Origin of the sequence: Rhizobium sp. PP-F2F-G48 (genome assembly GCF_004342335.1) — a bacterium.
Classification (GTDB): domain Bacteria; phylum Pseudomonadota; class Alphaproteobacteria; order Rhizobiales; family Rhizobiaceae; genus Ferranicluibacter.
Map to the genome: position 1 here is coordinate 32,576 of NZ_SLVH01000004.1, position 24,790 is coordinate 57,365.

Here is a 24,790-nt window from a genome sequence, read left to right on the forward strand (position 1 = left end):
GGGACCAAGACATGACGCCAGCGCGACAGAACGTCTTCACGATCCCGGCCGGCGTGCCCTTCCTGAAGACGCTCGTCCACGCAATCTGCGACGGGACCATCGTCCCCGATTATCGCTACGATCCCGCCGATCCTTTGTCGCTTGCGGGCGTTACGATCTTCGTTCCGACGCGGCGCGCGGCGCGCGTGCTCCGCTCGGAGTTCGTGGATTGCCTCGGCGCCCGCTCGGCGATCCTTCCGGTTATCCGGGCGCTGGGGGAGACGGACGACGATAGCGGCTTCTTCGATGCGGAAATGCCCGCTGTCCTCGACCTCGCGCCGCCGCTGACAGGCCCGGCCCGCCTGATCGAACTGTCTCGGCTGATCCTTGCCTGGCGCAACACGCTGCCGCGGATCGTCACCGAACTCCATGGCGACAGCCCGCTGATCGCCCCGGCCAGCCCGGCCGACGCCCTGTGGCTGGCCCGAAACCTCGTGCAGATCATCGACGATATCGAGACGGAGGATCTGGATTGGACGAGCCTCGGCACGCTCGACGCCAGCAACTACGCGCAATGGTGGACGCTGACGCTCGAATTCCTCGAGATCGCCAGCCAGTTCTGGCCGGCCCGGCTGGCCGAACTCAGCCGATCTTCGCCCGCCCGCCACCGCAATGCGGTCCTTGAGGCGGAAAGCCACCGGATCGCGGCCGGCGCCATCGATGGTCCTGTCATCATTGCCGGCTCCACGGGCTCCATTCCCGCCACCGCCCGGCTGATTCTTGCGGTGCAGAAGCTGGCGCAGGGCGCCATCGTCCTGCCCGGCCTCGATGAGACGATGACGGAGACGGACTGGAACCTGATCGATCCCCCGGCCACCGACGCTGCACGCCGCGACGATTCCGCCAGCCGGAGCCACCCGCAATATGGCTTCGTGCGCCTCCTCCGGCGCATGGGCATCTTCCGAAGCGAGGTCGTTTCGATCGGCACAGTCGAAACCGATCTCGGCGACCGTGCGGAGACGCTGTCGCATGCCTTTCTGCCGGTCGAGGCGACCAGTTCCTGGGACGCCGTGCGACGGTCGCTGGACGCCGGGCATGTCGAGGCGGCTTTTGCCGACGCGGCCTTGATCGAGGCTATCAACGAACGGGAGGAGGCGACCGCGATTGCGCTCTCGCTGCGGTTGGCCTTGCAGAAGGACGAGGAATGCCAGGCGGCGCTGATCACGCCCGACCGGGATCTCGCCCGTCGGGTTGCCGCCGAACTGCAGCGCTTCGGCATCGAGGCGGATGATTCCGCGGGAACGCCGCTCGCATCCACGCCGCAGGGCACGCTGCTGCGGCTGATGCTCGATGTCGCGCTACGCCCCGGCGATCCCGTCGCCATCACCACACTGATGAAGCATCCGCTCGCCCTCTTCGGCGTCTCGCCCGAACGTCTCCGCCCGGCCGCGACGCTGCTGGAGCTGCTCGCTTTACGCGGAGGAACGATGCCGGCCGATATCGCCGACCTGAGGCCGCTCCTCGACGAGGCGGCGCCGCGCCGGCGGGCCGATCGCCATGCGCCGGAATGGCTGACGCAGGTGACCGATGCGGATATCGAGGAGGCGCGTTCGGTGGCTGGTGCCATCGCCACGGCCGTCGAGCCGCTCGTCGCCATGCTGGTGCGGCGGCGAAAGGGGGCTGGTGGTTTCAGTACCTCGCTCACCCTGTCCGACTGGGCCGAGCGGACCGGCCGGGCGCTGGAAGGCCTTGCGACGACCGAGACAGGCGATCTCGGTGCGCTCTGGTCCGGCGAGGCGGGTGCGGCACTGGCCGATCTGCTGCGCGCCGTCATCGAGGCCGACGGGCAGATCGAGGCGGATGGCGGGCAGTGGTGTGAGGCAGTGGAAGCGTTGATGGCCGGCTCCGCCGTCAAGCCGCGCGCCATGCGGCACCCGCGCGTCTTCATCTTCGGGGCGCTGGAGGCGCGACTGCAGAGCGTCGATCTCGTCGTGCTCGGCGGCATGAACGAAGGGACGTGGCCGGGACAGACCGCCAACGATCCCTTCCTGTCGCGGAGCATGAAGACCGGCATCGGACTTGAGCCGCCGGAACGGCGCATCGGCCAGCTGGCCCATGACCTGCAAATGGCCTGCGGCACGCGCCGCCTCGTCTTCAGCCGATCCTTGCGCAAGGGTGCGACGCCCACCGTGGCATCACGCTGGCTGCAGCGGCTTCTCGCCGTCGGCGGCAAGGATCTCGGTGAGCGCCTGCGTGAGAACGGACGCGATCGTCTGCGCTACGCGGCCCTTCTCGATGCGCGGCCGGATACGCCGCTCGCCCGGCGGCCGGAGCCCAGGCCCGATTTCGCGCTGCAGCCGAAGCGCTATTCCTTCAGCGAGGTCGGGCGCCTGCGCCGCGATCCGTATTCCATCTATGCCCGGCGCATCCTGCGGCTCCAGCCGATCGACGGCTTCAACGCTGACCCCGGCGCGGCCGAGCGCGGCACGATCTACCACGCGATCGTCGAGCGCTTCGCCAAAAGCGCCGTCGATCCGGCAACGGCCGAAGCCCAGATCGTGATGAAAGAGCTGATCGACGCGGCCTTCGACGAGCAGCGCCTGCCCGTCCATATCGACGTCATCTGGCGGCCCCGCTTTGCCGCCGTCGGTCGGGCCTTCATCGATTGGGAGATCTCCCGCAAAGACGGAATCCGGCAATCCTTCCTGGAGCGCTATGCGAAATTCCAGGTCGGCGTCGCCGATATCGAGCTGACCGGCATGGCCGACCGGATCGACATCGGCCCGGACGGCGAGGCTGTCATCGTCGACTACAAGACCGGCGCCAGTCCCTCGGTGAAGGAAGCCCGCGCGCTGCTCGATCCGCAATTGCCGCTGGAAGCCGCCGCACTGAAGGCAGGTGCCTTCGACACGGTCGGCAAGCGCCACCCCGCCTCTCTTCTGTATGTCCGGCTGAAACCTGGAGATCGGTTCGAAGTGGACGAGGTCAACAATGAGGGGCGCGCGAAAGGCGATGTCGAGCCGAAGACGGCGGAAATGCTGGCCGACGAATCACTTGCCCAGTTCACTGGCCTGCTGCGGGCGCTGCAATCGGGTCAGCGCGGCTTTGCCTCGCGCGTGATCGTCCAGAAGGAGAAATCCTATGGCGGCGAATATGATCACCTGGCGCGCGTGGCCGAGTGGTCGACCGCGGATGGCGAAGAGGAGACGGGGGATGCCTGACGATCTCGCACCGACGAGCGGCTCGCCCGCCGACTGGCTGAACTGGACGACACAGCAGCAGGCGCTCGCCTCGGACCCGAAACGATCGGCCTGGGTGTCGGCCAATGCCGGATCGGGCAAAACCCATGTGCTGACGCAGCGCGTCATCCGGCTTTTGCTTTCGGGATGCCGCGCCTCGGCCATTCTCTGCCTGACCTATACGAAGGCGGCAGCCGCGGAAATGTCGAACCGCGTGTTCGAGCGTCTCGGCGAGTGGGTGACGCTCGACGACGCGACGCTGTCCGCGCGCATCACCGCACTCGAAGGACAGACACCGAGTGCCGCGACGGTCGCCGAGGCACGGCGTCTGTTTGCTCGTGCGCTGGAAACGCCGGGCGGGCTGAAGATCCAGACGATCCACGCCTTTTGCGAAGCGCTGCTGCATCAGTTTCCGCTCGAAGCCAATGTGGCCGGGCACTTTTCCGTCCTGGACGACCGGACCGCGACGATCCTTCTGGCCGACGCACGTCGCCTTCTCCTCACGGCTGCCGCGACGGAAGGCGATCCGGTGCTGACCGGCGCCTTCGAGACCGTTCTCTCGCTGGCCGACGATACCGGGCTTGAAAGCCTGCTCTCGATGATCGTCGCCAACCGGACCGCACTTCAGGCCTTTCTGAGCGAAGCCGAACAGCGAGGCGGCACGGAGCCGGTCCTCCGCGACGCGCTGGGCCTGTCTGCGGATGAAACGGCAGACAGCGTCATCGCGCAGTTCTGGCCGCTGGCAGGCCTCAATGGTCCGGATCTGACGCGCTATATCGATCTTTGCCGCGCCTCGGGCGGCGCCAAGGTACGGGATTTCGCCGATGGGCTGGCCGTTGCGGCAGAGCTGAAGACACCGCTCCAGCGCTATCAGGCCGTTCGCGAACTTTTCTTCTCCGCCTCGTCGGGCAAGCCGCGCGCGATCTCGGGCTTCTTTTCCGCACCGCTGCGCAAGGCGGCGCCCGATCTCGAAGACAAGGTGCAGGCCGCCTATGACGCGGTCATCGGGCTTTCCGACAGGCTGGCGCTCCTGCATATGTTCGAGGCGACGCAAGCCGCCATGGTGCTGGCCGAGCGGCTGACGCACGACTACGAGGACATCAAGAAAAGCCGCAGCCAGCTCGATTTCGACGACCTGATCAACCGCACCGCCCGGCTGCTGACACGCGCGGACGTCGGGGCCTGGGTGCACTACAAGCTTGACCAGGGCATCGATCACATCCTCGTGGACGAGGCGCAGGATACGAGCCCGGTGCAGTGGTCGATCATCCGGTCCTTGGCCGAGGATTTCTTCACCGGCGACAGCGCCCGCGGGCGGCATCGCACGCTCTTTGCCGTCGGCGACGAGAAGCAGTCGATCTACTCGTTCCAGGGCGCGCGACCGGAGCGTTTTTCGGAAGAGGAGCGCGAGGCAAGGCGGCGAATCGATGCCAGCGGGCTCGCCTTCAGCCCCGTGCAGTTGCAGCTCTCCTTCCGTTCGACCGAGGATGTGCTGTCGGCCGTCGACACCGTGTTTCGCCAGCCCACGCATGCGCGCGGCCTCAGCGCCCGCAACGAGCCCGTCGTGCATGCCTCCAACCGTATCGGCCATCCCGGTCTGGTCGAGATCTGGGATGCCATCGCGCCCGCGCCGAGCTTCGAGGAAGAGGACTGGACCGCGGCCTTCGATGCGACGCCGGAAAATGCGCCGGCGAACATTCTCGCCGAACGCATCGCGGCGATGCTTGCAAGCTGGATCGGCACCGAGACCATCATCGAGAAGACCACGCGTCGCCTCATGCGGCCGGGGGACGTGATTGTGCTGGTGCGCAAGCGCGATGCCTTCGTCAACGCACTGATGCGCGCCCTGAAGACGCGGCACGACATTCCAGTGGCCGGTGCCGACCGGCTGGTGCTGACAGCGCATATCGCCGTACAGGACCTGATGGCGCTCGGCCGCTTCCTGCTCTTGCCGCAGGACGACCTGTCCCTCGCCGCCGTGCTGAAAAGCCCGCTTTTTGCGGTGACCGAGGAGATGCTGGCAGAGGCCGCGACCCTGCGTCCGCTCGGCCAAAGCCTCTGGTCCGCGCTTCAGAGATCGGATGATCCCGCTCTGGAGCCGGTCGTCGCTCGGCTGGCGAACTATCGGACACGCGCGGATACGCTCTCCGTTCATGATCTCTATGCGCGGCTGCTGGGTGCGGATGGCGGCCGCGCGGCGTTTCTGTCGCGGCTCGGCAGCGAGGTCAGTGATATCCTCGACGAATTCCTGACCTTCTGCCTCGATCACGAAGCCAACGGGCTTCCGGGTCTGCAGAGCTTTATCTCCGGGCTTGAGCTGGAAGCACCGACGATCAAGCGGGAGCAGGACAAGGAGCGCAACGAGGTGCGCGTCATGACCGTGCATGCGGCCAAGGGCCTGGAGGCGCCGGTCGTCTTTCTGGTCGATGGCAGCGGCAAGGCCTTCAACAACCAGCATGTTCCGGCACTTCGCATGGTGCCCTCCCCGCATGGACGCGGCCCTGGCGGCGAGATCCCGATCATTCCCGTGTGGCGACCGCCACGGGCCGCCTCCAACAGCCTGATCGACGGCGATACCCAGCGACTGAAGGCAGGCGCCGAGGAGGAATATCGCCGCCTGCTCTATGTGGGCATGACGCGGGCGGCGGACCGCCTGATCGTCTGCGGCTATCGCGGCAAGCTCGACAATCCCGAGAGCTGGCATGCGATGGTGAAGGCCGGCCTTTCAGTGGACACGGAAGGCCGTCTCATGCCCGTCGATTTTTCAGTGGCCGGGCTGCAATGGACCGGCGCGCGCTGGCATGCGCTGACGAAGCGGACGGAATTCGACATCGAGTCCGTGAAGAGCGACATCACGGCCGATAACGTCGGAGCCTTGCCGCAGGCCTTGCTCGACCCTCTGCCGCCGCAGCGCCACCTCCCTCGTCCCTTGAGCCCGTCCGGAGCCGGCTTTACGGTAGAGGCGGATGCGGCGGACACGGTCACCGGTTCGCGCCTCTTTTCCGAAGACAAGCGGACCGGGCCGTCTTTGTTGCGCGGTGCGATCCTGCATCGGCTGCTGCAGGTTCTGCCCGCCCGCGCGCCGGGGGAACGGGAGGCCGATGCCGCCCTTTACCTGTCGCGCGCCGTTCCCGGCTGGAGCGAAAAGCAGCGGACGGAAATCGTGCGCTCCGTTCTCGCGGTCATCGAGGATCCGGCGCTTTCCGCTCTGTTCTCTGCCAACAGCCGTGCCGAGGTCTCGATCATGGGAACGCTTCGGCTCGGAGCGCGCGATCACGCGGTCTCAGGACGAATCGATCGTCTGGCTGTCTCAGACGAGGACGCGGTGATCGCCGACTTCAAGACGAACCGGGACGTTCCCGGCGATGTCGGTGCCGTGCCCCTCGTCTACCGAACACAGCTCGCGATCTACCGGGAGATCCTGCGGCCGCTTTATCCGGCGCATCGATTTCGCTGTGTTCTCGTCTTTACCGAGGGGCCGCGCGCGATCGAAGTATCGGACGCGCTTCTCGATGCCGCGCTTGTGGACCTTGCGACAAAATGAGATACCGGACATTGAAATTCAGGGTCTGGATCATCACATCCTGATCATGCCCTGCGGGTCCTCCGCACCATAGAAATTAGGAGCGCATCATGGCGACCGTGAAAGTCGATACATCCAATTTTCAGGATGAAGTTCTCAATGCACAGGAGCCGGTCATCGTCGATTTCTGGGCCGAATGGTGCGGCCCATGCAAGATGATCGCACCGAGCCTCGAGGAAATCTCCAACGAGATGGCCGGAAAGGTGAAGGTCGCCAAGATCAACATCGATGAGAACCCGGAAATTGCCGCGCAGTACGGCGTCCGCTCGATTCCGACGCTCGCGATCTTCAAGGCCGGCGAAGTCGCCGACATCAAGGTGGGTGCAGCGCCGAAGACCGCGCTGACCTCCTGGATCTCCAACGCGGCCGCTTAAGTCTCCGCTTTATCGGATATGAGAATTGGAAAACCCGGCCTCGCAGCCGGGTTTTTTCATATCGTTTCTTCGTTGACGTCTTTTATCGCGGCGGTGTCCCGTTATCGGCCAGGACGTTGCCGACAAGGTAGAGCGATCCGCCGATCAGAATGCGTGGCGGGACCGGCTGGTCCTCGAACACGGCCGATAGGATCGACAGCGCTTCCGTGACCGACGAGACGGGCTCGGCCTCAAAACCCTGTGCTGCGGCATCCTGTGCCAGCGCGACAGGATCGATGCCGACATCCGAGCCCCGGATGGGCACCGTGAAAACCTGTTCGGCGAGGCCGGAAAACGCCTGGAAATAGCCGGCCGGATCCTTGGTGTTGATCATGCCGATAATGAGAAACAGGGGTCGCGGGTCGCGTTCCTCCAGATTTGCCATGGTCTCGGCGATCACCTTTCCGGCACCCGGATTGTGCCCGCCATCGACCCAGATCTCGGCGCGCTTGGGCGCGCGATCCGCCAGCCGTCCGCTCGTCAGCCGCTGCAGGCGGCCCGGCCATTCGACCGTCGTCAGGCCGGTCTCGATCGCCGCGTCAGCCGGATCGAAACCGGCAGCGCGAACCGTGCGGATCGCCGCGGCGGCATTGGCATATTGATGCCGGCCGGGAAGACGCGGCAGCGGCAGGTCGATCAGCCCGTCATCATCCTGATAGATCAGCCGGCCGAACTCCTCATGGGCGAGAAAATCCTGTCCGTAGACGGACACGGGGCATCGCAGGCGCTCGGCGGTGGCCACCAGCACGTCGCGCGCGGCCTCCTCCTCCTGCTGCCCGATGACGACAGGACAGCCACGTTTCATGATCCCCGCCTTTTCGGCGGCAATGAGTTCGACCCGATCCCCGAGATAGGCCTGATGATCGAGCGAGATCGGCATGATCGTGGAAACGGCTGGCGTCTTGATGACGTTGGTCGCGTCGAAGCGTCCACCGAGACCGACCTCGATGATGGCGACATCGGCCGGATGCTCGGAGAAGAGAACGAAGGTCACGGCAGTCAGTATCTCGAAGACCGTGATCGTCTCACCGCGATTGGCGGCCGCAACACGACGAACGGCATCTGCGAGAACCGCGTCCGTCGCGTATTGACCGCGTCCGCCCGGAACGCCGAGCCGATAGCGCTCGTGCCAGGTGACCAGATGCGGAGAGGTGTGAACATGGACCGAAAGGCCGGCCGCTTCAAGGATCGCCCGCGAGAAGGCCGAAACCGACCCCTTGCCGTTGGTGCCTGCCACGTGAAGGACCGGCGGCAAGCGCTCCTGCGGATTGCCAAGCCGGTCGAGGAGGCGGGTGACGCGCTCCAGCGACAGATCGAAGCCTTTGGGATGGAGGGCAAGGAGCTTGTCGATCTCCTGCGTGGCTTCGCTCACCTCGACCGTCATCGCGAGACTAGACGCTGGCCGCGACCGGCACGGCGGCCGCGGGAACCACGACCTCCGGCTCGACGGGCCGCTTCACGGCATCGACAGGCTTCTTGAGCATGATTTTCAGCACGCGTGCGAGCGTCGAAGGGATATCATGCCGCTTGATGACCATGTCGATCATGCCGTGATCCATGAGATATTCCGACGTCTGGAAACCCTCGGGAAGCTTTTCACGGATGGTCTGCTCGATGACGCGCTTGCCGGCAAAACAGATTTCGGCACCCGGCTCCGCAAGATGCAGATCGCCCAGCATGGCATAGGAAGCCGTGACGCCGCCCGTGGTCGGATTGGTGAGGACGACGATATAGGGAAGGCCCGCCTCCTTCAGCATCTGGACGGCGACCGTCGTGCGCGGCAGTTGCATGAGCGAGAGGATGCCTTCCTGCATGCGGGCGCCGCCGGACGCCGGAAAGATGACCAGCGGGCACTTTTCCGCGATGGCACGCTCGAAGGCCTTGATGATCGCCTCGCCGGCGGCGATGCCGAGAGAGCCGCCCATGAAGGCGAATTCGTGGACGACGGCCACGAGCTTCAGACCCTCGACGGTGCCGACACCGGCAAGGATCGTATCCTCCATCTCGGTCTTCGTCCGGCTGTCGCGCAGGCGGTCGGTGTATTTCTTCGAGTCGCGGAACTTCAGCGGATCCTGCGCCACCTTCGGCTGCGGCAGCGTCTCGTAGACGCCCGCGTCGAACAGATCCTTCAGACGCGCTTTGGCCGGCATCTTCATGTGGAAGCCGGAGGCGGGAATGACCCATTTGTTTTCTTCGAGATCGCGGTGGAACACCATCTCGCCCGTTTCCGGGCACTTGATCCAGAGGTTTTCCGGAACCTCGCGGCGGCCGAGCATCGAATTGATCTTCGGGCGAACGTAGTTGGTAATCCAGTTCACATGAAACTCCTGAAATCGTTCAGCCTGTCATTGCCCTGAATGTGGGCGATTATTCGGCTGCGGCAAGACGTGCGGCCCGGACGCCCGCCGAAAGGCCGCGAACCAGAGCCTCGACGCCCGGAACGGTCGCGCCCGTGGCCTGACCGTCTTCGGTGAGGCTGGAAGCGACCTGATTGATGATGACGGTGCCGACGACCACCCCGTCGGCCGACGCGCCGATGGCGCGCGCGTGCTCGGCGGTCTTGACGCCGAAGCCGACGCAGACGGGCAGGCTGGTGTGCTCCTTGATGCGCGCCACCGCCCCGCCGACCAAAGCCGGCTCCGGCAGAGCCGAGCCCGTGATACCGTTCATGGAGACGTAATAGACGAAGCCTGACGTGTTTTCGAGAACCTTGGGCAGGCGGCGGCCGTCCGTGGTCGGTGTCGCCAGCCGAATGAAGCTGATACCCTTCGCGAGCGCGGGCAGGCAAAGCTCGTCGTCCATTTCCGGCGGCAGATCGACGACGATCAGCCCGTCGATACCGGCGGCAAGAGCGTTTTCCAGGAAGCGATCGACGCCGTAGATGTAGATGGGATTGTAGTAGCCCATCATGACGACGGGCGTGTCGGTGTCGGTCTTGCGGAACTGCCGGGACAGCTCCAGCGTCTTTTCGAGCGTCTGGCCACCGGCAAGGGCGCGCTGGCCGGCAAGCTGGATTGCCGGGCCATCGGCCATCGGGTCGGAGAAGGGCATGCCGAGCTCGATGATGTCGGAGCCGGCAGACGGCAGCGCCTTCATGATCGACAGCGACGTGTCGAAATCCGGATCGCCCCCCATAATGTAGGTGACGAGCACCGGACGGCGCTCGGCGGCAGCCTTGGCGAAGGTCCTGTCGAAACGTGCGCTCATGTTCTTACAATTCCAATCCGAGCAGCTTGCCGACGGTGAAGATATCCTTGTCGCCGCGTCCGCAGAGGTTCATCACGATGATCTGGTCCTTGCCCATCGTCGGCGCCCGCTTGATGACCTCGGCGAGTGCATGGCTCGGTTCCAGCGCGGGAATGATGCCTTCGACGCGGGTCAGAAGCTGGAAGGCTTCGAGCGCCTCATGGTCCATGATCGGCACATATTCGACACGGCCGGCATCCTTCAGCCAGGAATGTTCGGGGCCGATGCCGGGATAATCGAGGCCGGCCGAGATGGAATGGCCTTCCTTGATCTGCCCGTCCTTGTCCTGCAGCAGATAGGTCCGGTTGCCGTGCAGGACGCCCGGGGAGCCCGCCGTCAGCGAGGCGCAATGCTCCTCGCCGTCGAGACCCTTGCCGCCGGCTTCCACGCCGACGATCTTGACGCTGGCATCGTCCAGGAAAGGATGGAAGAGGCCGATGGCGTTCGAGCCGCCGCCGACGGCGGCAACCAGCATGTCCGGCAGACGGCCTTCCATCGCCATCATCTGCTCGCGCGTTTCCCGGCCGATGACCGACTGGAAGTCGCGCACCATCTCGGGATAGGGATGCGGGCCTGCAGCGGTGCCGATCAGGTAATAGGTATCGTCCACGTTGGTGACCCAATCGCGCAGGGCCTCGTTCATGGCGTCCTTCAGCGTGCCGTGGCCGGCCGTGACGGGACGGACTTCCGCGCCGAGCAGCTTCATGCGGAAGACGTTCGGCGACTGACGCTCGACATCGGTCGCGCCCATATAAACGACGCAGGGCAGGCCGAAGCGGGCGGCAACGGTCGCGGTCGCCACGCCATGCTGGCCGGCACCGGTTTCCGCGATGATGCGCGTCTTGCCCATACGCTTGGCAAGCAGGATCTGGCCGAGGCAATTGTTGATCTTGTGCGAACCGGTGTGGTTGAGCTCGTCGCGCTTGAAGTAGACCTTCGCGCCACCCAGCTCCTCCGTCAGCCGCTCGGCAAAATAAAGCGGGCTCGGACGGCCGGTGTAGTGCGTGTTGAGATGTTCGAGCTCTGCCTTGAAGGCAGGATCGGTCTTGGCCTTCTCCCACTCAGCTTCAAGCTCAAGGATCAGCGGCATCAGCGTTTCCGCAACGAAGCGACCGCCGAAAATGCCGAAGCGGCCGTCCTCGTCGGGACCGGAACGGAAGGAATTGGGTAAAGGGGTCTGATTCACGTCGTGCTCCTTAACCGGAAAGGCTCTGCACGAGCCTCAGCAACGGCATCGAAAAACTCTTCCATCCGCCTGAGATCCTTGACGCCGGGCGCGCGCTCCACTCCGGAGGAGATGTCGATCGCGCGCGTGCCTGTCTTCTCCAGGGCCTCGCGGATATTTCCGGCGTTGAGGCCGCCGGAAAGCATGTAATCCACCTCGGCGTCAAGCGCATCGAGGAGCGTCCAGTCGAACGATACGCCGTTGCCGCCCGGGATCTCGGAGCCCTTTGGCGCTTTGGCATCGAACAGGAAGCGATCGGCAATGCCGACATAGGCATCGACCGCACGCAGATCCTCGGCTTCGCGCACCGAAAACGCCTTCATGACCGGGCGACCGTAAATGGCGCGGATGTCCAGCGTGCGCGCGGCCGTCTCGTGACCGTGGAGCTGAAGAATGTCGGGGTCGAGCGACGAGACGATTTCATCCAGCGTGTCGTTGTCCGCATCGACCGTTACGGCAACGATCTTCGCGCGACCGCGAATCCGGTCGGCAAGCCGCGCGGCATCGTCCGGCTCGATATTGCGCGGGCTCTTTTCAAAGAAGATGAAGCCGACATGGTTCGCGCCCAAGGCAACCGCCTTGTCGACGGCCTCGGCGGTCTTCAATCCGCAGATCTTGACATCGATGGTCATACGGCATCGCATTTGCATGAATCGGCCTGCGAGTCGAGCCAAAACAGGGGCTCGCGCCTGTGTCGCAGGCCGCGATCAGGTGAAGTCGATGGCGTGAAGAAGCGTCCCGTTACGCTTCAGCCAGTGACGGGCATCGGGGGTGCGGGGGCAGAGCCGTTCGCAGAGCGCCCAGAAGTTCGGGCCGTGGTTCATTTCCTTGAGATGGGCGACCTCATGGGCGGCGAGATAATCGATGACATAGGGTGGCGCCATGACGATGCGCCAGGAGAAATTCAGCGCGCCATCCACCGCGCAGGAGCCCCAGCGACTTCGCGTGTCGCGCAGCGTCATCGACTTGATCCGCCGCCCGACGGTTAACGCATGCGCGGGCGCCAGACGCTCCAGATCCTTGCGGGCTTCCTTCTTCAGGAAATCGGCGATGCGGCGGCCGAGATGCTCGGGCGCACCGCTGACCCGGAGCACAGGCTCATCCTCGACCATGGCGCTTTCCGTGACGCCGCGCAGGCGCCCCGTCCGTTCGATACGGTGGGCGATGCCGCGCACGAAGATCATGCCGCCTTCCTCCAGCACGCTTTCGCCGGAAAAGCGTGCGAGCCGACTTGAGAGCCAAGCCTGATGACGATCGAGAAACTGGGTGATTTCGCGCTCGGGCAGCCCTTCGGGAATGGTCATCTTCAACGCCCGGCCACCGGGCTCGATGCGCAGGGTCATGCGTGTCGCACGCGGGTTCTGCCGGATCGTCAAAGGAACCGGCCGCTCATCGACGATCAACGTCTTCACCACGGTCTTTGTCGCCGGCCGGACAGGTGCGACCGGCTTCTTGCGGCGAACGGGCTTCAGCAGCAGAGGAAACATGACGTTCCTGATAGATGATTCGCGGGCGTTGCGCCGCAGGGCGCGGCATGAAAAAGCCGGCCTTCCTGCTTGAGGGAGGCCGGCCTTGGGGTGTCAAGCGCCGTTGCGTAACACGGCGCTTGATGGATCAGTTGCCGGTGTAACCGGTAACCGGACCATTCGACGGGTTGTTGCGCTCGCGCATGAAGCGATCGAAATCGTCCTGGTCCTTGGCACGGCGCAGTTCGCGGACGTAAGCGTCGAAATCTTCGCGCATGTCGTCCAGGCGGCGGCGTTCTTCATCGAGACGCGTCAGTTCCGCTTCGCGCCAGTCGTCGAAAGCGACGTTGCCGGTATCGCCTGCACGGTACGTACCGCGGGTGAAACCAGTCCTGCGAAGGCCACCGAAGCTGCCCCTGAACGTGGAAAAGACCGTGTCGACAGAGGCATTCGCGTCGCGCTTGAAGGATTTCAGGCGTTCGCCGAACAGGATGTAGGCCAGCATGGCAAGGCCGAGCGGCCAGAAGACGACGAAGCCGAGAACCATCAACGCAATGGTCGCGGGCGTCCAGTCAGGACGGATCAAGGCATTCTGATTCATGGAGTTTAGTCCTCGTCAATGGAGGGTTCGGTCGTCGAACCCGCTGACGTCGATGTGGGAATAGCGACATTCCTTCACAAGACAAAACGAATCGAAATCGGGCAAATACTTGCCCGATCTCATGATTTTTCGATATTTGATTCGCTTTTTCGGGGCTTATCCGGTTTTTCCGCCTCGGATGACCTTGACGGAGGCCGTCTTGTGGCCGTGCTCGCGCTGGAAAGCCGTGATGCGCGGAGCGATCTCGCGGCGGAAGCGCGATCCGTTGAAAACGCCGTAATGGCCGACGTCCGGCTGCACGTAATGCATCCGCATGTGGTCGGGAATATTGGCACAGATCGTCTGGGCCGCTTCCGTCTGACCAGCGCCGGAAATGTCGTCGTTTTCACCCTCGACCGTCAGAAGGGCCACCTTGCGGATCGCGTTCGTGTCGACCCGCTCGCCGCGATGCATCATCTCGCCTTTCGGCAGCGCGTGCTGCATGAACACGACATCGACGGTCTGCAGGTAGAATTCGGCGGTCAGGTCCATTACGGCGAGGTATTCGTCGTAGAACTCCCGATGCTTTTCGGCCGCATCGCCGTCATGCTTGACGAGATGGTCGAAGAATTCCTTCTGGGCGTTGATGTGCCGATCGAGATTCATCGACATGAAGCCGGAAAGCTGCAGGAAGCCGGGATAGACCGGCCGCATGAAACCGGGCTGCGGGAAGGGCACGGGCATCACGACATTGTCGCGGAACCATTCGATCGGCTTGTCCTTGGCGAGCTTGTTGACGGCCGTCGGGTTGATCCGCGTGTCGATCGGCCCGCCCATCAGCGTCATGGAAGCCGGCGACAGGAGATCGCCTCTCGCTTCCATGATCGCCGCCGCGGCCAGAACCGGAACGGCGGGCTGGCAGACCGCGATGACATGCGTATCGGGGCCCAGGAAATGCAGGATCTCGATGACGTATTCGATATAGTCGTCGAGGTCGAACGTGCCTTCCGTCAGAGGCACCATGCGGGCGTCGATCCAGTCCGTGATGTAGACATCGGATGTCGGCAGCAGCGCTTCCACTGTGCCGCGCAGAAGCGTGGCGTAGTGGCCGGACATCGGAGCGACGATCAGGACGCGGGGATCGGACCGGGCCGGTTTCTCAAGGACGCGCTCGAAATGGATGAGATTGCAGAAAGGCTGCCGCCAGACGATCTTCTGGTCGATCGAGATCGGCCGATTGTCGATGATCGTTTCGTCAAGGCCGAATTCCGGCTTGCCGTAACGGCGGGTCGAGCGCTCGAAGACTTCAAGGCCCGCTGCGGCGGTTCGGCCGAGATAGGTTTGCGACAGCGGATTGAGGGGATTGCTATAGGCCAGACGCATGGCGTCGGCTGCGGCTCGCCAGGGCGCCATGATCGCGTGGTTCAATTCGTAGAACTGGTAAAACATTGGATGCAAACTCCTTTTACCATGAGAGGAGACGATGTCTGGCGTGAGGTCTCCGCTCACTTCTCTGTCAATATTTCAGGCTACGCCTTATTGTGCAATGCGGCAAGTTCTCTAGAGTATCAGGTGAGGCCAGTGTGAGGCTGTTCTATGGCGGTCTCTTCACCCGCCATTGAAATAGACAATCGTTCTGCGAGGGGAGTGTGCGCCCGTAGGAATTGACAAGTCGATAATACGCCTCAATAGCCTGACGCTCCTGTCGGCTGGGACGTTTCATCGCCTTGATATTGCAGGCGGAGACGGGTCGTTGCTTGCGCGAGCGTCGTGACATCCGCGCCGATCGCCATGAAGTCTGCGCCGAGATCGCGATAGAGTTTCGCCTGATCGAGGTTCAGCGTCATGATGCCCGCGGCCTTGCCGGCGCGGGCGATGCGCCCGAAGGCGTCGCGAATGGCCTCCGTGACGTCGGCATGACCGGGCTGGCCGAGGAGCCCCATATCGGCTGCCAGATCGGACGGGCCGATGAACAGACCATCGACGCCATCCACCGCAGCGATCTCATCAAGCATCTTGAGACCAGCCCGGCTCTCGATCTGGACGATCAGGCAGATTTCGCGCTCCGCCGTTTCCAGATAATCCTCGATGCGGCTGAAAGCCGAGGCGCGCCCGAGGGCCGCACCCACGCCGCGATCGCCCCGCGGCGGATAGCGGACCGCGCGGACGAGCCGCTCGGCCTCTTCCACCGTCTCCACCATGGGGATCATGATGGTCTGCGCGCCCGCATCGAGGATCTGCTTGATCATCCATGTCTCGCCCACCGGCAACCGCACGATCGGGTGGCTCTGCGAGCCGTTCAGCGCCTGGACCTGCGCTGCGAGCAACGGAATATCGTTCGGTGCATGTTCGCCGTCGATGAGGAGCCAGTCATAACCGCTGCCGGACAGGATCTCGGCGGCATAGGGACTGGCCAGCGCCACCCAGAACCCGAGTTGGAAGCGCCGCTCGCGCAAGGCCGCCTTGAAGTGGTTGACCGGTGCCGGCACGCGCATCTCCTTCTTGTGTCCTGAAAAACCACATAGGGCATATCGCCAACGTCTCCATGGCAAAGACACTCTATTCGCCGAAGCATCTTGTCGGCGATGATATGGACTTACTAGATGGTGTCGTGTGCGCTCCCTCGCACGCCCGCGCTTTCCCATCGGCACCGCTGGCTCAGCGGCCGACACATCAAGGACCAGAACCATGACCACATCGAGCAATTTCCGACAGGCCGATTTTCCGATCGAAGCCAGCTTTCTCGACCGCTGGTCGCCCCGCGCCTTCAAGGACCAGACCATGGGGGAGGCGGAACTCCTGACGATCCTGGAGGCCGGACGCTGGGCACCCTCCGCCTTCAATTCGCAGCCCTGGCGTTTCTCCTATGCGCTCCGCGGAACGCCGGAATGGGACACGCTCCTGCCAATCCTCAACGATTTCAACCAGAGTTGGGCGAAATCCGCATCCGCCATCGCGATCATCATCTCGAAGACGCATTTTACGGCACCGGGCTCGACCGAATCCAAGCCTTCCTACAGCCATAGCTTCGACGCGGGCGCAGCCTGGGGCGCCATCGCCCACCAGGCGACGCTGCTCGGGTATCAGGCGCATGGCATGACGGGGATTCATTTCGACAAGGCAACAGAGATCCTCGGCATTCCCGAGGGTTATCGCGTCGAAGCCGCCATCGCGATCGGCCGGGTCGGCGACAAGTCCGTGCTGCCGGAAGGCCTGCAGGCCCGGGAGACCCCGAGCCCCCGTCGTCCGCTGTCCGAACTCGCCTTCAACGGCAGCTTCAAGGCCGACTGATCACAGCACGGGACCGACATGAGAAAGCCCTCGCAGCCGAAGGGTTGCGAGGGCTTTTTGATGTGAATGTCCGACAATGACGTCCGTCAGATATCGAGGTTCGCCACGTTCAGCGCGTTCTCCTGGATGAAGTCGCGGCGCGGCTCGACTTCGTCGCCCATCAGGCGGGAGAACAGGCTGTCGGCGTCGGTCGCATCGTTGACGCGGACCTGCAGCAGCGAGCGAACGTTCGGATCGAGCGTCGTTTCCCAGAGCTGTTCGGCATTCATTTCGCCGAGACCCTTGTAGCGCTGCATGGAAAGACCCTTGCGGCCGCTGGCAAAGATGGCGTCGAGCAGCGCGCGGGGGCCGCTGATTTCCTGCGTGCCCTCCTTGCGTCGCAGCACCGGCGGCACGGCATAGATATCGTGGAGCTTGGTGTTCAGCTGGTCGATCAGCCGGGCATCCTGGGACGCGATCAGCGCCATGTCGAGGAAGGCCAGTTCCTTGACGCCGCGGACCATGCGCTCGAGCCGCAGCCCGCCATCGCCGGCGATCTCGGCGCTCCAGCCGCGCTCGGTTTCCTCGGCGATGAGATCGAGCCGCTCGGCCAGTTCGCGCGCGATGACCGCAGACTTCTCGTCGTCGCGCAGGCGTTCCGGATTGAGCGCGCCGGCGATCGCGGCCTGCTCGACGACCGAGCGGCTGTAGCGGGAATGCAGCCCTTCGACGAGCGTGCGCAGGCGCAGCGCATCGGTGATGACCTCGCGCAGATCCTGCCCGGCCCGTACTTCGCCGGAGCCAAGCTCCAGGCGGGCTTCTTCCAGGCCCATCGAGATCAGATATTCCTCGAAAGCCTTCTCGTCCTTCAGATACTGCGCCGACTTGCCGCGCGTAACTTTGTAGAGCGGCGGCTGGGCGATATAGAGGTGGCCGCGCTCGATCAGTTCCGGCATCTGGCGGAAGAAGAAGGTGAGCAGCAGCGTCCTGATGTGGGCGCCGTCGACGTCGGCGTCCGTCATGATGATGATCTTGTGGTAGCGCAGCTTTTCCGGGTTGAACTCGTCCTTGCCGATGGACGTGCCAAGCGCGGTGATCAGCGTGCCGATTTCCTGGCTGGACAGCATCTTGTCGAAGCGTGCGCGCTCGACGTTCAGGATCTTGCCGCGCAGGGGAAGGATCGCCTGGTTCTCGCGCGACCGCCCCTGCTTGGCGGAGCCACCGGCGGAGTCACCTTCGACGAGGAACAGTTCGGACTTGGACGGGTCGCGCTCCGAGCAGTCGGCAAGCTTGCCCGGGAGCGACGAGATGTCCAGCGCACCTTTGCGGCGGGTCAGTTCGCGCGCCTTGCGGGCAGCCTCGCGCGCGGCGGCGGCTTCCACCACCTTGCCGACGAGAATCTTCGCATCGGCCGGATGCTCCTCGAACCAGGTGCTCAGCGCCTCGTTGACGAGACTTTCGACGACGGGACGCACTTCGGACGAGACGAGCTTGTCCTTGGTCTGCGAGGAAAACTTCGGATCGGGAACCTTGACGGAGAGGACGGCGGTCAGGCCTTCGCGGCAGTCTTCGCCCTGCAGCGTCACCTTTTCCCGCTTGGTGATGCCGGACTGGTCGGCATAGGAGGTGACCTGCCGCGTCAGAGCGCCGCGGAAGCCGGCCATATGCGTGCCGCCGTCGCGCTGGGGAATGTTGTTGGTGAAGCAGAGCATGTTCTCGTGGTAGCTGTCGTTCCACCACATCGCGACCTCGACGGTGATGCCGTCCTTCTCGCCGCGGATGGAGACGGGTCGCGTGACCAGGGGCTTCTTGGCCCGGTCGAGATAGACGACGAAAGCCTCGAGGCCGCCGTCATACATCATCTCTTCCTGCTTGATGTCGGAGTGGCGCTTGTCGGTCAGAACGATGCGGACGCCGGAATTGAGGAAGGCGAGCTCGCGCAGGCGATGCTCCAGCGTTCCATAGTCGAACTCGACCTTGGTGAAGGTATCCGTGCTCGGCAGGAAGGTGACTTCGGTTCCCGTCAGGCCACCGCTGTCGCCGGTCACCTGCAGCGGACCATCGGCCACGCCATGGGTGAAGCTCATCTCGTGGATCTTGTTGGCCCGACGGATCTTCAGCTTCAGCGAAACGGAAAGCGCGTTGACGACGGATACACCGACGCCATGGAGACCACCGGAGACCTTGTAGGAATTCTGGTCGAACTTGCCGCCGGCATGCAGCTGGGTCATGATGACCTCGGCCGCGGAAACGCCCTCTTCCTTGTGGATGTCGGTCGGAATGCCGCGACCATTGTCGGTCACCGTCACAGAGCCATCGGCGTTCAACGTCACCGTCACGAGGTCGGCATAGCCGCCGAGCGCCTCGTCGATCGCGTTGTCGACGACCTCATAGACCATGTGGTGCAGACCCGAGCCGTCGTCGGTGTCGCCGATATACATGCCCGGGCGCTTGCGAACAGCATCGAGACCCTTCAGAACCTTGATGGAATCGGCACCATATTCGGCATTCGCGCCGGTTGCAGCATCAGGCAGTTCGGTCATAGAGGTCGGGTCTTTCATTGTTACGGCGTCGTCTCCGACGCTTGCCATGCTGGAATCCGGGCCATGCGGCCATCCGGGATGGCGAATCAGCTTGCTGGCAATCGTTCGAATATAGGCATTTCAGGGTTCGCTTCCACAGTCTGACAGAGGGTTGCGGCCTGAAACGGGACTGGAAATCGATCCGGTGAAAGCGGAATCGGAAGGGATAAGTTCATCGGTTGTCGTCACTGCTTCCGCGGCATATCAAAAAGCGCTGGCGCCGGAGAGGGGTTCAGGAACCATCTTTAGCACCCTTCTGCGCATTGTCCAAAAGTTGCGTGATATCCACAACCGTCTGGTCCGGGAGATGCCGGATGTGGGCTGCCAGCCGGTTTGCGAGGATCGTGTGGCGAGGGGAGAGGCCTGCGGTGTCCAGGGTGACGCGGGGGTTCGATTGGGCGGCCAGCGCAAAGAGAGCATCCGCCTCGTCCCAGATGATGTGGAAGTAGCCGGCCACCCGCTGGAGGAAATCGAAGCTCGGCGTGCCGCGCCGTCCGTGCTCCAGCGCCGAGAGATAGGCGGCGGACACGTTGAGCGCGTGGGCCATCTGCTTCTGCGTCACCCCACGCTCCGCCCGAAGGCGAACCATCTCCTCGCCGAAAGGTGTCATGGCTTCTCACCGACGGCCGTCATGCAAGGGGGCCGGAACCGTGTCGCGAAAAGCCGTGCCGCGATAGCCGAACATAGAGCGCGCCCTCGCCCCCATGATTGCGGGCCGCAGGCTCATAGGAGGAAATCAGCGGGCGAAAATCGGGAAGCGAAAACCAGAGCGGCACCGCCCGCTTCAGGGCGCCTTCGCTGCCCATCGATGTGCCCTTTCCGGTGATGACGAGCACGTGCCGCAAACCGCGATCATGGGCCCGCGACAGGAACTGCAACAGGAGACCATGCGCTTCGGACTGCGCCATGCCGTGAAGGTCGATGCGGGCATCGATCGGGAGATGACCCTTGGCGAGCTTTCGCTTGACCGGCTTTTCGAGCGGCTGGTGCCGTTTCTGCGTTTCGACCTTGACGGCGGGCGCCATCTCGCGCGCCCGGATCGCGGCGGGAACCGGCGCGGGTTCGGCGGGCTTCGGCGGGGGTTCCTCCCCCTCGAAGAGGGCGAGCAGTTCCATGCGTCCGGGAAGCGCGCGGGTCGAACGGGCGACCTTGCCCCAAAGAATGCGGTCTTCGCTCGAAAGCGTCTTCTTCCTCGTCATGCGCCGTATCTTGCCGCGGCCGCCTTCGGAATCAAGATGAAAAAGTCCGCCGCATTGCGGACCGCGCCCGCCCTCTCGCCGGCCTCGTCGCCCGAGCCGGTGAAGATGTCGCCGCGCGCGGGCCCGACGATGGCGGTGCCGGTATCGAGCGCCAGCATCAGGCGGCGGAAGGGTCGTCCCGCGTCGATGCGGGTCAGACTGTCGCTCGCAACGAAGAACGGCACGCCGAAGGTATGGATGAGGCGATCGACGGCGAGCGAGCGTCCCGCTTGCAACGGCACCTTTGCGGCAGCGACGGGTCCGAGCACGGGATCATCGACGGCGGCCTCGCGAAAGAAGATGAAGGAGCGGTTGTGCCACATCACCGCGTCGGCTTCTTCGGGATGGGTGTCGAGCCAGGTCTTGATCGACTGCATGGACACGGTCGCCGCATCGATCGCACCGCGATCGATCAACAGCCTGCCGATGGCCGAGAAGGGGTGTCCGCTCTTTGCGGCATAGGTTATGCGCTCGGTGGACCCGTCCGAGAAGAGGAGGCGGGCCGCTCCCTGCACATGAGCGAAAAAGACATCCGTTTTGGAGCGAGCAAAGGCGATCTCCAGCCCACGCCCGTCCAGGCAGCCGGTTTCGATCGCCTTCCGGTCGGGATATTCCTCGATCTGGTCTCCTACGCGGCGGGCGAAGGCGAAGCTCCCGTCCAGCGAGGCCGGACGGTTGGTCGCATCGAGATCGACCAGATCATCCGGACGTCGATAGAAGGGATGGATATAGTCGCCGGTGCGCTCCCGGCTGACGGCGACCGTCGGCTCGAAAAAGGCGGTGACGAAGCCCGGCTGTCCATCGCGGCGCTCGATCGCGAAAGGTCGAAAGTTTTCCTCGAAGAAGGCTCGCACCGAAGCGGCATCGCGCCCGTCTATCTCATCGGCCGCTTTGAAGGCGGGGAGGAGATCATCGGAAGAAATGCCGAGCGATCCCGTCCGATAAGGTTTGACGGTCTCGACATGATGCCGGCACCGGCGCATGGCCGGCAGGAGCGCCGAGGGATCGTCCTCCGCCCAGCCGGGCAAGTCCGAAAAAGACACCTTGCGGAGCGCGAAATCCATCGGCGATCCCTATCCCTCTGACACGCTTTCCGCGACGTCATGCTTGAAAACAGACCGCACAGATTCTCAGTTCTCGGATTCGGTCGCGATCAGCTTCCAGTTCGGATCGCGCGAGCGGGTGTCGCGTGCGAAGGTCCAGAGGTCGTTGACCTCGGAGACGGCTTCCGCATCGCCATCCACCAGCTTGCCCGACGCGTCGAAGGTCGCCGAGATCAGCTGGCTGAAAATGCGCACGGTGACGATCGCTTCGCCATCCTTGAGATCGGCGGACACGATGTCGGACTTCTCGATGCCGACGAAGGTGGACTTGACGGTTTCGCCCTTGGCCTCGCGATCGGCGATCGCCGCTTCGAAGCCGTCATAGACCTCCTTGGACAGGAGCGACTTCAAAGTCTTCCGGTCGCCATCCGCAAAAGCCATGACGATCATTTCATAGGCCATGCGCGCACCGTTGACGAACGTCTTCGGGTCGAAGCCGGTGTCGGCATCGGCGATCTTGCGCAGCGAGGCGTTCAGCGGAGTTTCGGGCTTGGCAAAGGCATCGATCGCGGCGTAGCGCGCAGCTTCGTCCACGACGGTGTCGCGGCGGGGCAGCTGCACGACCTTGCCGGTCGGGTCGGCACTGTCGACAGGTTCGCGGGCGGAGAAGGGATCGGACGGCGGGCGTTCATTGCCGGTCCGACGGCCCAGCACGCTGCGAAGCTGGATGAAAATGATCACCGCGGCGACAAGAAAGAACAATGTTACGAAGTCGAAAGATCCCATTTCCACCAATGCCGCTTTTATGATGTATCTTAAAGACCCATATAGACGCGATGATCCGATCATTCAAATGGCCAGAAGCAGATTGGGGCGGAGCTGGAGCCGCTCGGCAAAGTAGATCGACCGTATCGTCACGAAAGCGACAAGTCGGTTCGTGATCCAATACCCCCTTCATGCCTCGTGCCAGACGGCATGAGCGAGACGACAACCCTTCCAACGAACATGTGGACCGAATGCGCCTCTCCCTGATCCCGCTTTTCTTCCTGCTCCTGCCGATGGCCGAAATCGCCACCTTCATCGTCGTCGGACGCGAGATCGGTGTGGTGGCCACGCTGGGCCTCATTCTCCTGTCGGCCGTTGTCGGCGCGGTGCTCCTGCGCGCGCAAGGCCTTGGAGTCTTGCGGAAACTCCAGTCCGTCTCGCGCACGGGCGAAAATCCCGGACGCCAGATCGTGCATGGTGCCATGATCGTCGTCGCCGCGTTTCTCCTGATCCTGCCCGGGTTCCTGAGCGACCTCATCGGCATTCTTCTCTTCATTCCGGCGGTGCGGGAGGCAACCTGGCAGTTTCTCCGCAAGCGGGTTACCGTGGTGACGCGGACCAGCAGTGCCAGGCCCGACGCAGCGGAAACACGGACCCGCTCCATACCCGGTGTGATCGATCTCGATGACGCAGAATTTACCAGGGATCCGGATCTCAGCGACCCGAATGACCGTTTGCGCTGACCAAAGACTTTCCGAACCACTGTTATCGCCGCCGAGATCGGTCCGGCTGTTCGGGTTGTAAGGGCATGCCCGAAATGATAGATGCGCTCGACCGATGAACCGCTCCCATCAACGTCTTTTCCGATCGAACGCCTCCAAGGAACGCGACTCATGACCGATACAGCAGCCCCCACGAACGATGGTACCGGCGAAAATCCCTCGCTGAACATTCTCGCCCAGTACATCAAGGATCTCTCGTTCGAAAACCCGGGTGCGCCGCGTTCGCTCCAGGCCCGCGACAAGGCTCCGGCGATCAACATCAATGTCAATGTCAACGCCAATCCGCTCTCGGATACGGAGTTCGACGTCGTGCTGACGCTGAATGCCGAAGCCAAGGATGTCGACAAGGTTCTGTTTGCGATTGAACTGACCTATGGCGGCGTCTTCCGCGTCACAGGCTTCCCGCAGGAGCACATGCTGCCGCTGCTCTTCATCGAGTGCCCGCGCCTGCTGTTCCCCTTCGCACGCCAGATCGTGGCCGATGCGACGCGCAATGGCGGTTTCCCGCCGCTGATGATCGACCCGATCGATTTTGCGCAGATGTTCACGCAGCGTATGGCCGAAGACCGCGTCCGCGCGCAGGTATCATCGACCCCCAACTGATCGGCACATCCGTCGCTTTTTTCCAGCGCCCGGTCCGACAAGACCGGGCGTTTTTCGTTCAGACTTCGTAGCGCGACCAGATGGCTTTGGCGCCCATCGTCTCGATCAGCGCCGCATGTGCGGCTATGTCGGTTTCAGCGAGGCGCGGGTGCAGCGGCGCCGGGCGCTCGCGTGGCACGACGACCAGATCCTCGGAGGCGTCGGCCTGGGCGCGGCTTTCCCGCGTGGTCAGGCCGAGGGCCGCCTGGCGGCCGCCGATCATCTCGATATAGACTTCCGCCAGAAGCTCGGAGTCGAGCAGCGCGCCGTGCTTCGTGCGGTGGGTATTGTCGATGCCATAGCGACGGCAGAGCGCGTCGAGAGAGTTCGGACCCATCGGGTGCTTGCGGCGGGCGAGCGAAAGGGTATCGGTCACCAGATCCTGCGAGACGGCCGAACGCTCGAGACGGGCCAGTTCGGCATTGATGAACCCCATGTCGAAGGTGGCATTGTGCGCGACCCAGCGCGCGCCTTCGAAGAAGGCCATGAGTTCCTCGACCACGTCGGCGAAGACCGGCTTGTCTTTCAGGAAATCATCGGTGATGCCGTGGACAGCGAGTGCGTCGGGGTGCACCTTGCGATCGCCGGGGTTGATATAGCGATGGAAGGTTCTTCCCGTCGGAAAATGGTCGTTGAGTTCGATGCCGCCGATTTCGATGACGCGATCCTGGCGATTGTCGAGGCCGGTGGTTTCCGTATCGAAGATGATTTCCCGCATGGCTCTTCCTTTCGCTGAA

General features: G+C 63.6%; 21 protein-coding genes. 6 read left to right on the forward strand and 15 right to left on the reverse strand.

What is annotated here, in order from left to right; all coding sequences use genetic code 11:
* The first annotated feature begins 11 nt into the window (after positions 1 to 11).
* The 3 genes from addB to trxA all read left to right on the forward strand — a co-directional run bounded on the left by addB (position 12) and on the right by trxA (position 7,175).
* Positions 12 to 3,200, forward strand: coding sequence for a double-strand break repair protein AddB (gene addB, locus C8J36_RS11465; protein ID WP_132535022.1), 3,189 nt, complete (start codon positions 12 to 14; stop codon positions 3,198 to 3,200).
* Complete coding sequence (gene addA, locus C8J36_RS11470; protein WP_132535024.1) at positions 3,193 to 6,762, forward strand: double-strand break repair helicase AddA; 3,570 nt, start codon at positions 3,193 to 3,195, stop codon at positions 6,760 to 6,762. Before addB ends, addA begins: the two co-directional genes overlap by 8 nt.
* 89 nt (positions 6,763 to 6,851) lie before the next feature.
* Entirely contained in the window at positions 6,852 to 7,175 is a 324-nt protein-coding gene (gene trxA, locus C8J36_RS11475) for a thioredoxin (RefSeq protein WP_132535026.1), read from the forward strand.
* 82 nt (positions 7,176 to 7,257) lie between these two features.
* Here the strand turns inward: trxA and C8J36_RS11480 are convergent, their stop codons facing one another.
* The 9 genes from C8J36_RS11480 to C8J36_RS11520 form a co-directional block, all read right to left on the reverse strand.
* The gene (locus C8J36_RS11480) at positions 7,258 to 8,598 is read right to left on the reverse strand and encodes a folylpolyglutamate synthase/dihydrofolate synthase family protein (RefSeq protein ID WP_132535028.1); all 1,341 of its coding nucleotides are present in this window, start codon (positions 8,596 to 8,598) and stop codon (positions 7,258 to 7,260) included.
* A gap of 7 nt (positions 8,599 to 8,605) precedes the next feature.
* Positions 8,606 to 9,532, reverse strand: a complete 927-nt coding sequence (gene accD / locus C8J36_RS11485; RefSeq protein WP_132535030.1) for an acetyl-CoA carboxylase, carboxyltransferase subunit beta — start codon at positions 9,530 to 9,532, stop codon at positions 8,606 to 8,608.
* A 49-nt stretch (positions 9,533 to 9,581) separates the two neighbouring features.
* Complete coding sequence (trpA, locus tag C8J36_RS11490) at positions 9,582 to 10,421, reverse strand: tryptophan synthase subunit alpha (protein ID WP_062593523.1); 840 nt, start codon at positions 10,419 to 10,421, stop codon at positions 9,582 to 9,584.
* Between the two features lie 4 nt (positions 10,422 to 10,425).
* Positions 10,426 to 11,646 carry a tryptophan synthase subunit beta gene (gene trpB, locus C8J36_RS11495; protein ID WP_132535032.1) on the reverse strand — a complete coding sequence of 407 codons (1,221 nt, stop codon included), beginning with the start codon at positions 11,644 to 11,646 and terminating at the stop codon, positions 10,426 to 10,428.
* Positions 11,643 to 12,317, reverse strand: coding sequence for a phosphoribosylanthranilate isomerase (locus C8J36_RS11500; RefSeq protein ID WP_132535034.1), 675 nt, complete (start codon positions 12,315 to 12,317; stop codon positions 11,643 to 11,645). Before C8J36_RS11500 ends, trpB begins: the two co-directional genes overlap by 4 nt.
* A 75-nt stretch (positions 12,318 to 12,392) precedes the next feature.
* Positions 12,393 to 13,172, reverse strand: a complete 780-nt coding sequence (locus C8J36_RS11505) for a M48 family metallopeptidase (RefSeq protein WP_132535036.1) — start codon at positions 13,170 to 13,172, stop codon at positions 12,393 to 12,395.
* 127 nt (positions 13,173 to 13,299) lie between these two features.
* Complete coding sequence (locus C8J36_RS11510) at positions 13,300 to 13,752, reverse strand: DUF2852 domain-containing protein (RefSeq protein ID WP_132535038.1); 453 nt, start codon at positions 13,750 to 13,752, stop codon at positions 13,300 to 13,302.
* A 156-nt stretch (positions 13,753 to 13,908) separates the two neighbouring features.
* On the reverse strand, positions 13,909 to 15,180 hold the full coding sequence (gene phaZ / locus C8J36_RS11515) for a polyhydroxyalkanoate depolymerase (RefSeq protein WP_062593530.1): 1,272 nt from the start codon (positions 15,178 to 15,180) through the stop codon (positions 13,909 to 13,911).
* 236 nt (positions 15,181 to 15,416) lie between these two features.
* The gene (locus C8J36_RS11520) at positions 15,417 to 16,220 is read right to left on the reverse strand and encodes an HpcH/HpaI aldolase/citrate lyase family protein (RefSeq protein ID WP_132535040.1); all 804 of its coding nucleotides are present in this window, start codon (positions 16,218 to 16,220) and stop codon (positions 15,417 to 15,419) included.
* 199 nt (positions 16,221 to 16,419) lie between these two features.
* On the opposite strand from C8J36_RS11520, the gene C8J36_RS11525 reads away from it, so the two are divergent.
* Complete coding sequence (locus C8J36_RS11525; protein WP_132535042.1) at positions 16,420 to 17,022, forward strand: nitroreductase family protein; 603 nt, start codon at positions 16,420 to 16,422, stop codon at positions 17,020 to 17,022.
* An 86-nt stretch (positions 17,023 to 17,108) separates the two neighbouring features.
* Here C8J36_RS11525 and gyrB read toward each other — a convergent pair whose 3' ends face one another.
* From gyrB to C8J36_RS11550, 5 genes are all read right to left on the reverse strand, one after another.
* Positions 17,109 to 19,544 (reverse strand): DNA topoisomerase (ATP-hydrolyzing) subunit B, encoded by a 2,436-nt coding sequence (gene gyrB / locus C8J36_RS11530; RefSeq protein ID WP_132535044.1) that lies wholly within the window; start codon positions 19,542 to 19,544, stop codon positions 17,109 to 17,111.
* A gap of 271 nt (positions 19,545 to 19,815) precedes the next feature.
* Entirely contained in the window at positions 19,816 to 20,193 is a 378-nt protein-coding gene (locus tag C8J36_RS11535; protein ID WP_132535046.1) for a helix-turn-helix domain-containing protein, read from the reverse strand.
* Positions 20,194 to 20,212: 19 nt separating this feature from the next.
* Positions 20,213 to 20,782: a Smr/MutS family protein gene (locus tag C8J36_RS11540; protein WP_132535048.1), complete on the reverse strand. Its 570-nt coding sequence runs from the start codon at positions 20,780 to 20,782 to the stop codon at positions 20,213 to 20,215.
* Complete coding sequence (locus C8J36_RS11545) at positions 20,779 to 21,885, reverse strand: murein transglycosylase A (RefSeq protein ID WP_132535050.1); 1,107 nt, start codon at positions 21,883 to 21,885, stop codon at positions 20,779 to 20,781. The genes C8J36_RS11540 and C8J36_RS11545 overlap by 4 nt, the downstream gene beginning before the upstream one ends.
* Positions 21,886 to 21,951: 66 nt before the next feature.
* Entirely contained in the window at positions 21,952 to 22,650 is a 699-nt protein-coding gene (locus C8J36_RS11550; protein ID WP_062593542.1) for a Tim44/TimA family putative adaptor protein, read from the reverse strand.
* A gap of 230 nt (positions 22,651 to 22,880) precedes the next feature.
* On the opposite strand from C8J36_RS11550, the gene C8J36_RS11555 reads away from it, so the two are divergent.
* Positions 22,881 to 23,372 carry an FxsA family protein gene (locus tag C8J36_RS11555; RefSeq protein WP_132535052.1) on the forward strand — a complete coding sequence of 164 codons (492 nt, stop codon included), beginning with the start codon at positions 22,881 to 22,883 and terminating at the stop codon, positions 23,370 to 23,372.
* Positions 23,373 to 23,522: 150 nt separating this feature from the next.
* Positions 23,523 to 24,014, forward strand: coding sequence for a protein-export chaperone SecB (gene secB / locus C8J36_RS11560; RefSeq protein WP_132535054.1), 492 nt, complete (start codon positions 23,523 to 23,525; stop codon positions 24,012 to 24,014).
* A gap of 58 nt (positions 24,015 to 24,072) precedes the next feature.
* On the opposite strand, the gene dnaQ is transcribed toward secB, so the two are convergent.
* Positions 24,073 to 24,771, reverse strand: a complete 699-nt coding sequence (gene dnaQ / locus C8J36_RS11565; RefSeq protein WP_132535056.1) for a DNA polymerase III subunit epsilon — start codon at positions 24,769 to 24,771, stop codon at positions 24,073 to 24,075.
* Positions 24,772 to 24,790 lie beyond the last annotated feature (19 nt).

Excerpts from the sequence above, each read along its gene's own strand:
- addB (WP_132535022.1), top strand. The coding sequence starts at position 12 with ATGACGCCAGCGCGACAGAACGTCTTCACGATCCCGGCCGGCGTGCCC.
- addA (WP_132535024.1), top strand. The coding sequence starts at position 3,193 with ATGCCTGACGATCTCGCACCGACGAGCGGCTCGCCCGCCGACTGGCTG.
- trxA (WP_132535026.1), top strand. The coding sequence starts at position 6,852 with ATGGCGACCGTGAAAGTCGATACATCCAATTTTCAGGATGAAGTTCTC.
- C8J36_RS11480 (WP_132535028.1), bottom strand. The coding sequence starts at position 8,598 with ATGACGGTCGAGGTGAGCGAAGCCACGCAGGAGATCGACAAGCTCCTT.
- trpA (WP_062593523.1), bottom strand. The coding sequence starts at position 10,421 with ATGAGCGCACGTTTCGACAGGACCTTCGCCAAGGCTGCCGCCGAGCGC.
- C8J36_RS11500 (WP_132535034.1), bottom strand. The coding sequence starts at position 12,317 with ATGACCATCGATGTCAAGATCTGCGGATTGAAGACCGCCGAGGCCGTC.
- C8J36_RS11505 (WP_132535036.1), bottom strand. The coding sequence starts at position 13,172 with ATGTTTCCTCTGCTGCTGAAGCCCGTTCGCCGCAAGAAGCCGGTCGCA.
- C8J36_RS11510 (WP_132535038.1), bottom strand. The coding sequence starts at position 13,752 with ATGAATCAGAATGCCTTGATCCGTCCTGACTGGACGCCCGCGACCATT.
- phaZ (WP_062593530.1), bottom strand. The coding sequence starts at position 15,180 with ATGTTTTACCAGTTCTACGAATTGAACCACGCGATCATGGCGCCCTGG.
- C8J36_RS11525 (WP_132535042.1), top strand. The coding sequence starts at position 16,420 with ATGACCACATCGAGCAATTTCCGACAGGCCGATTTTCCGATCGAAGCC.
- gyrB (WP_132535044.1), bottom strand. The coding sequence starts at position 19,544 with ATGACCGAACTGCCTGATGCTGCAACCGGCGCGAATGCCGAATATGGT.
- C8J36_RS11535 (WP_132535046.1), bottom strand. The coding sequence starts at position 20,193 with ATGACACCTTTCGGCGAGGAGATGGTTCGCCTTCGGGCGGAGCGTGGG.
- C8J36_RS11540 (WP_132535048.1), bottom strand. The coding sequence starts at position 20,782 with ATGACGAGGAAGAAGACGCTTTCGAGCGAAGACCGCATTCTTTGGGGC.
- C8J36_RS11545 (WP_132535050.1), bottom strand. The coding sequence starts at position 21,885 with ATGGATTTCGCGCTCCGCAAGGTGTCTTTTTCGGACTTGCCCGGCTGG.
- C8J36_RS11550 (WP_062593542.1), bottom strand. The coding sequence starts at position 22,650 with ATGGGATCTTTCGACTTCGTAACATTGTTCTTTCTTGTCGCCGCGGTG.
- C8J36_RS11555 (WP_132535052.1), top strand. The coding sequence starts at position 22,881 with ATGCGCCTCTCCCTGATCCCGCTTTTCTTCCTGCTCCTGCCGATGGCC.
- secB (WP_132535054.1), top strand. The coding sequence starts at position 23,523 with ATGACCGATACAGCAGCCCCCACGAACGATGGTACCGGCGAAAATCCC.
- dnaQ (WP_132535056.1), bottom strand. The coding sequence starts at position 24,771 with ATGCGGGAAATCATCTTCGATACGGAAACCACCGGCCTCGACAATCGC.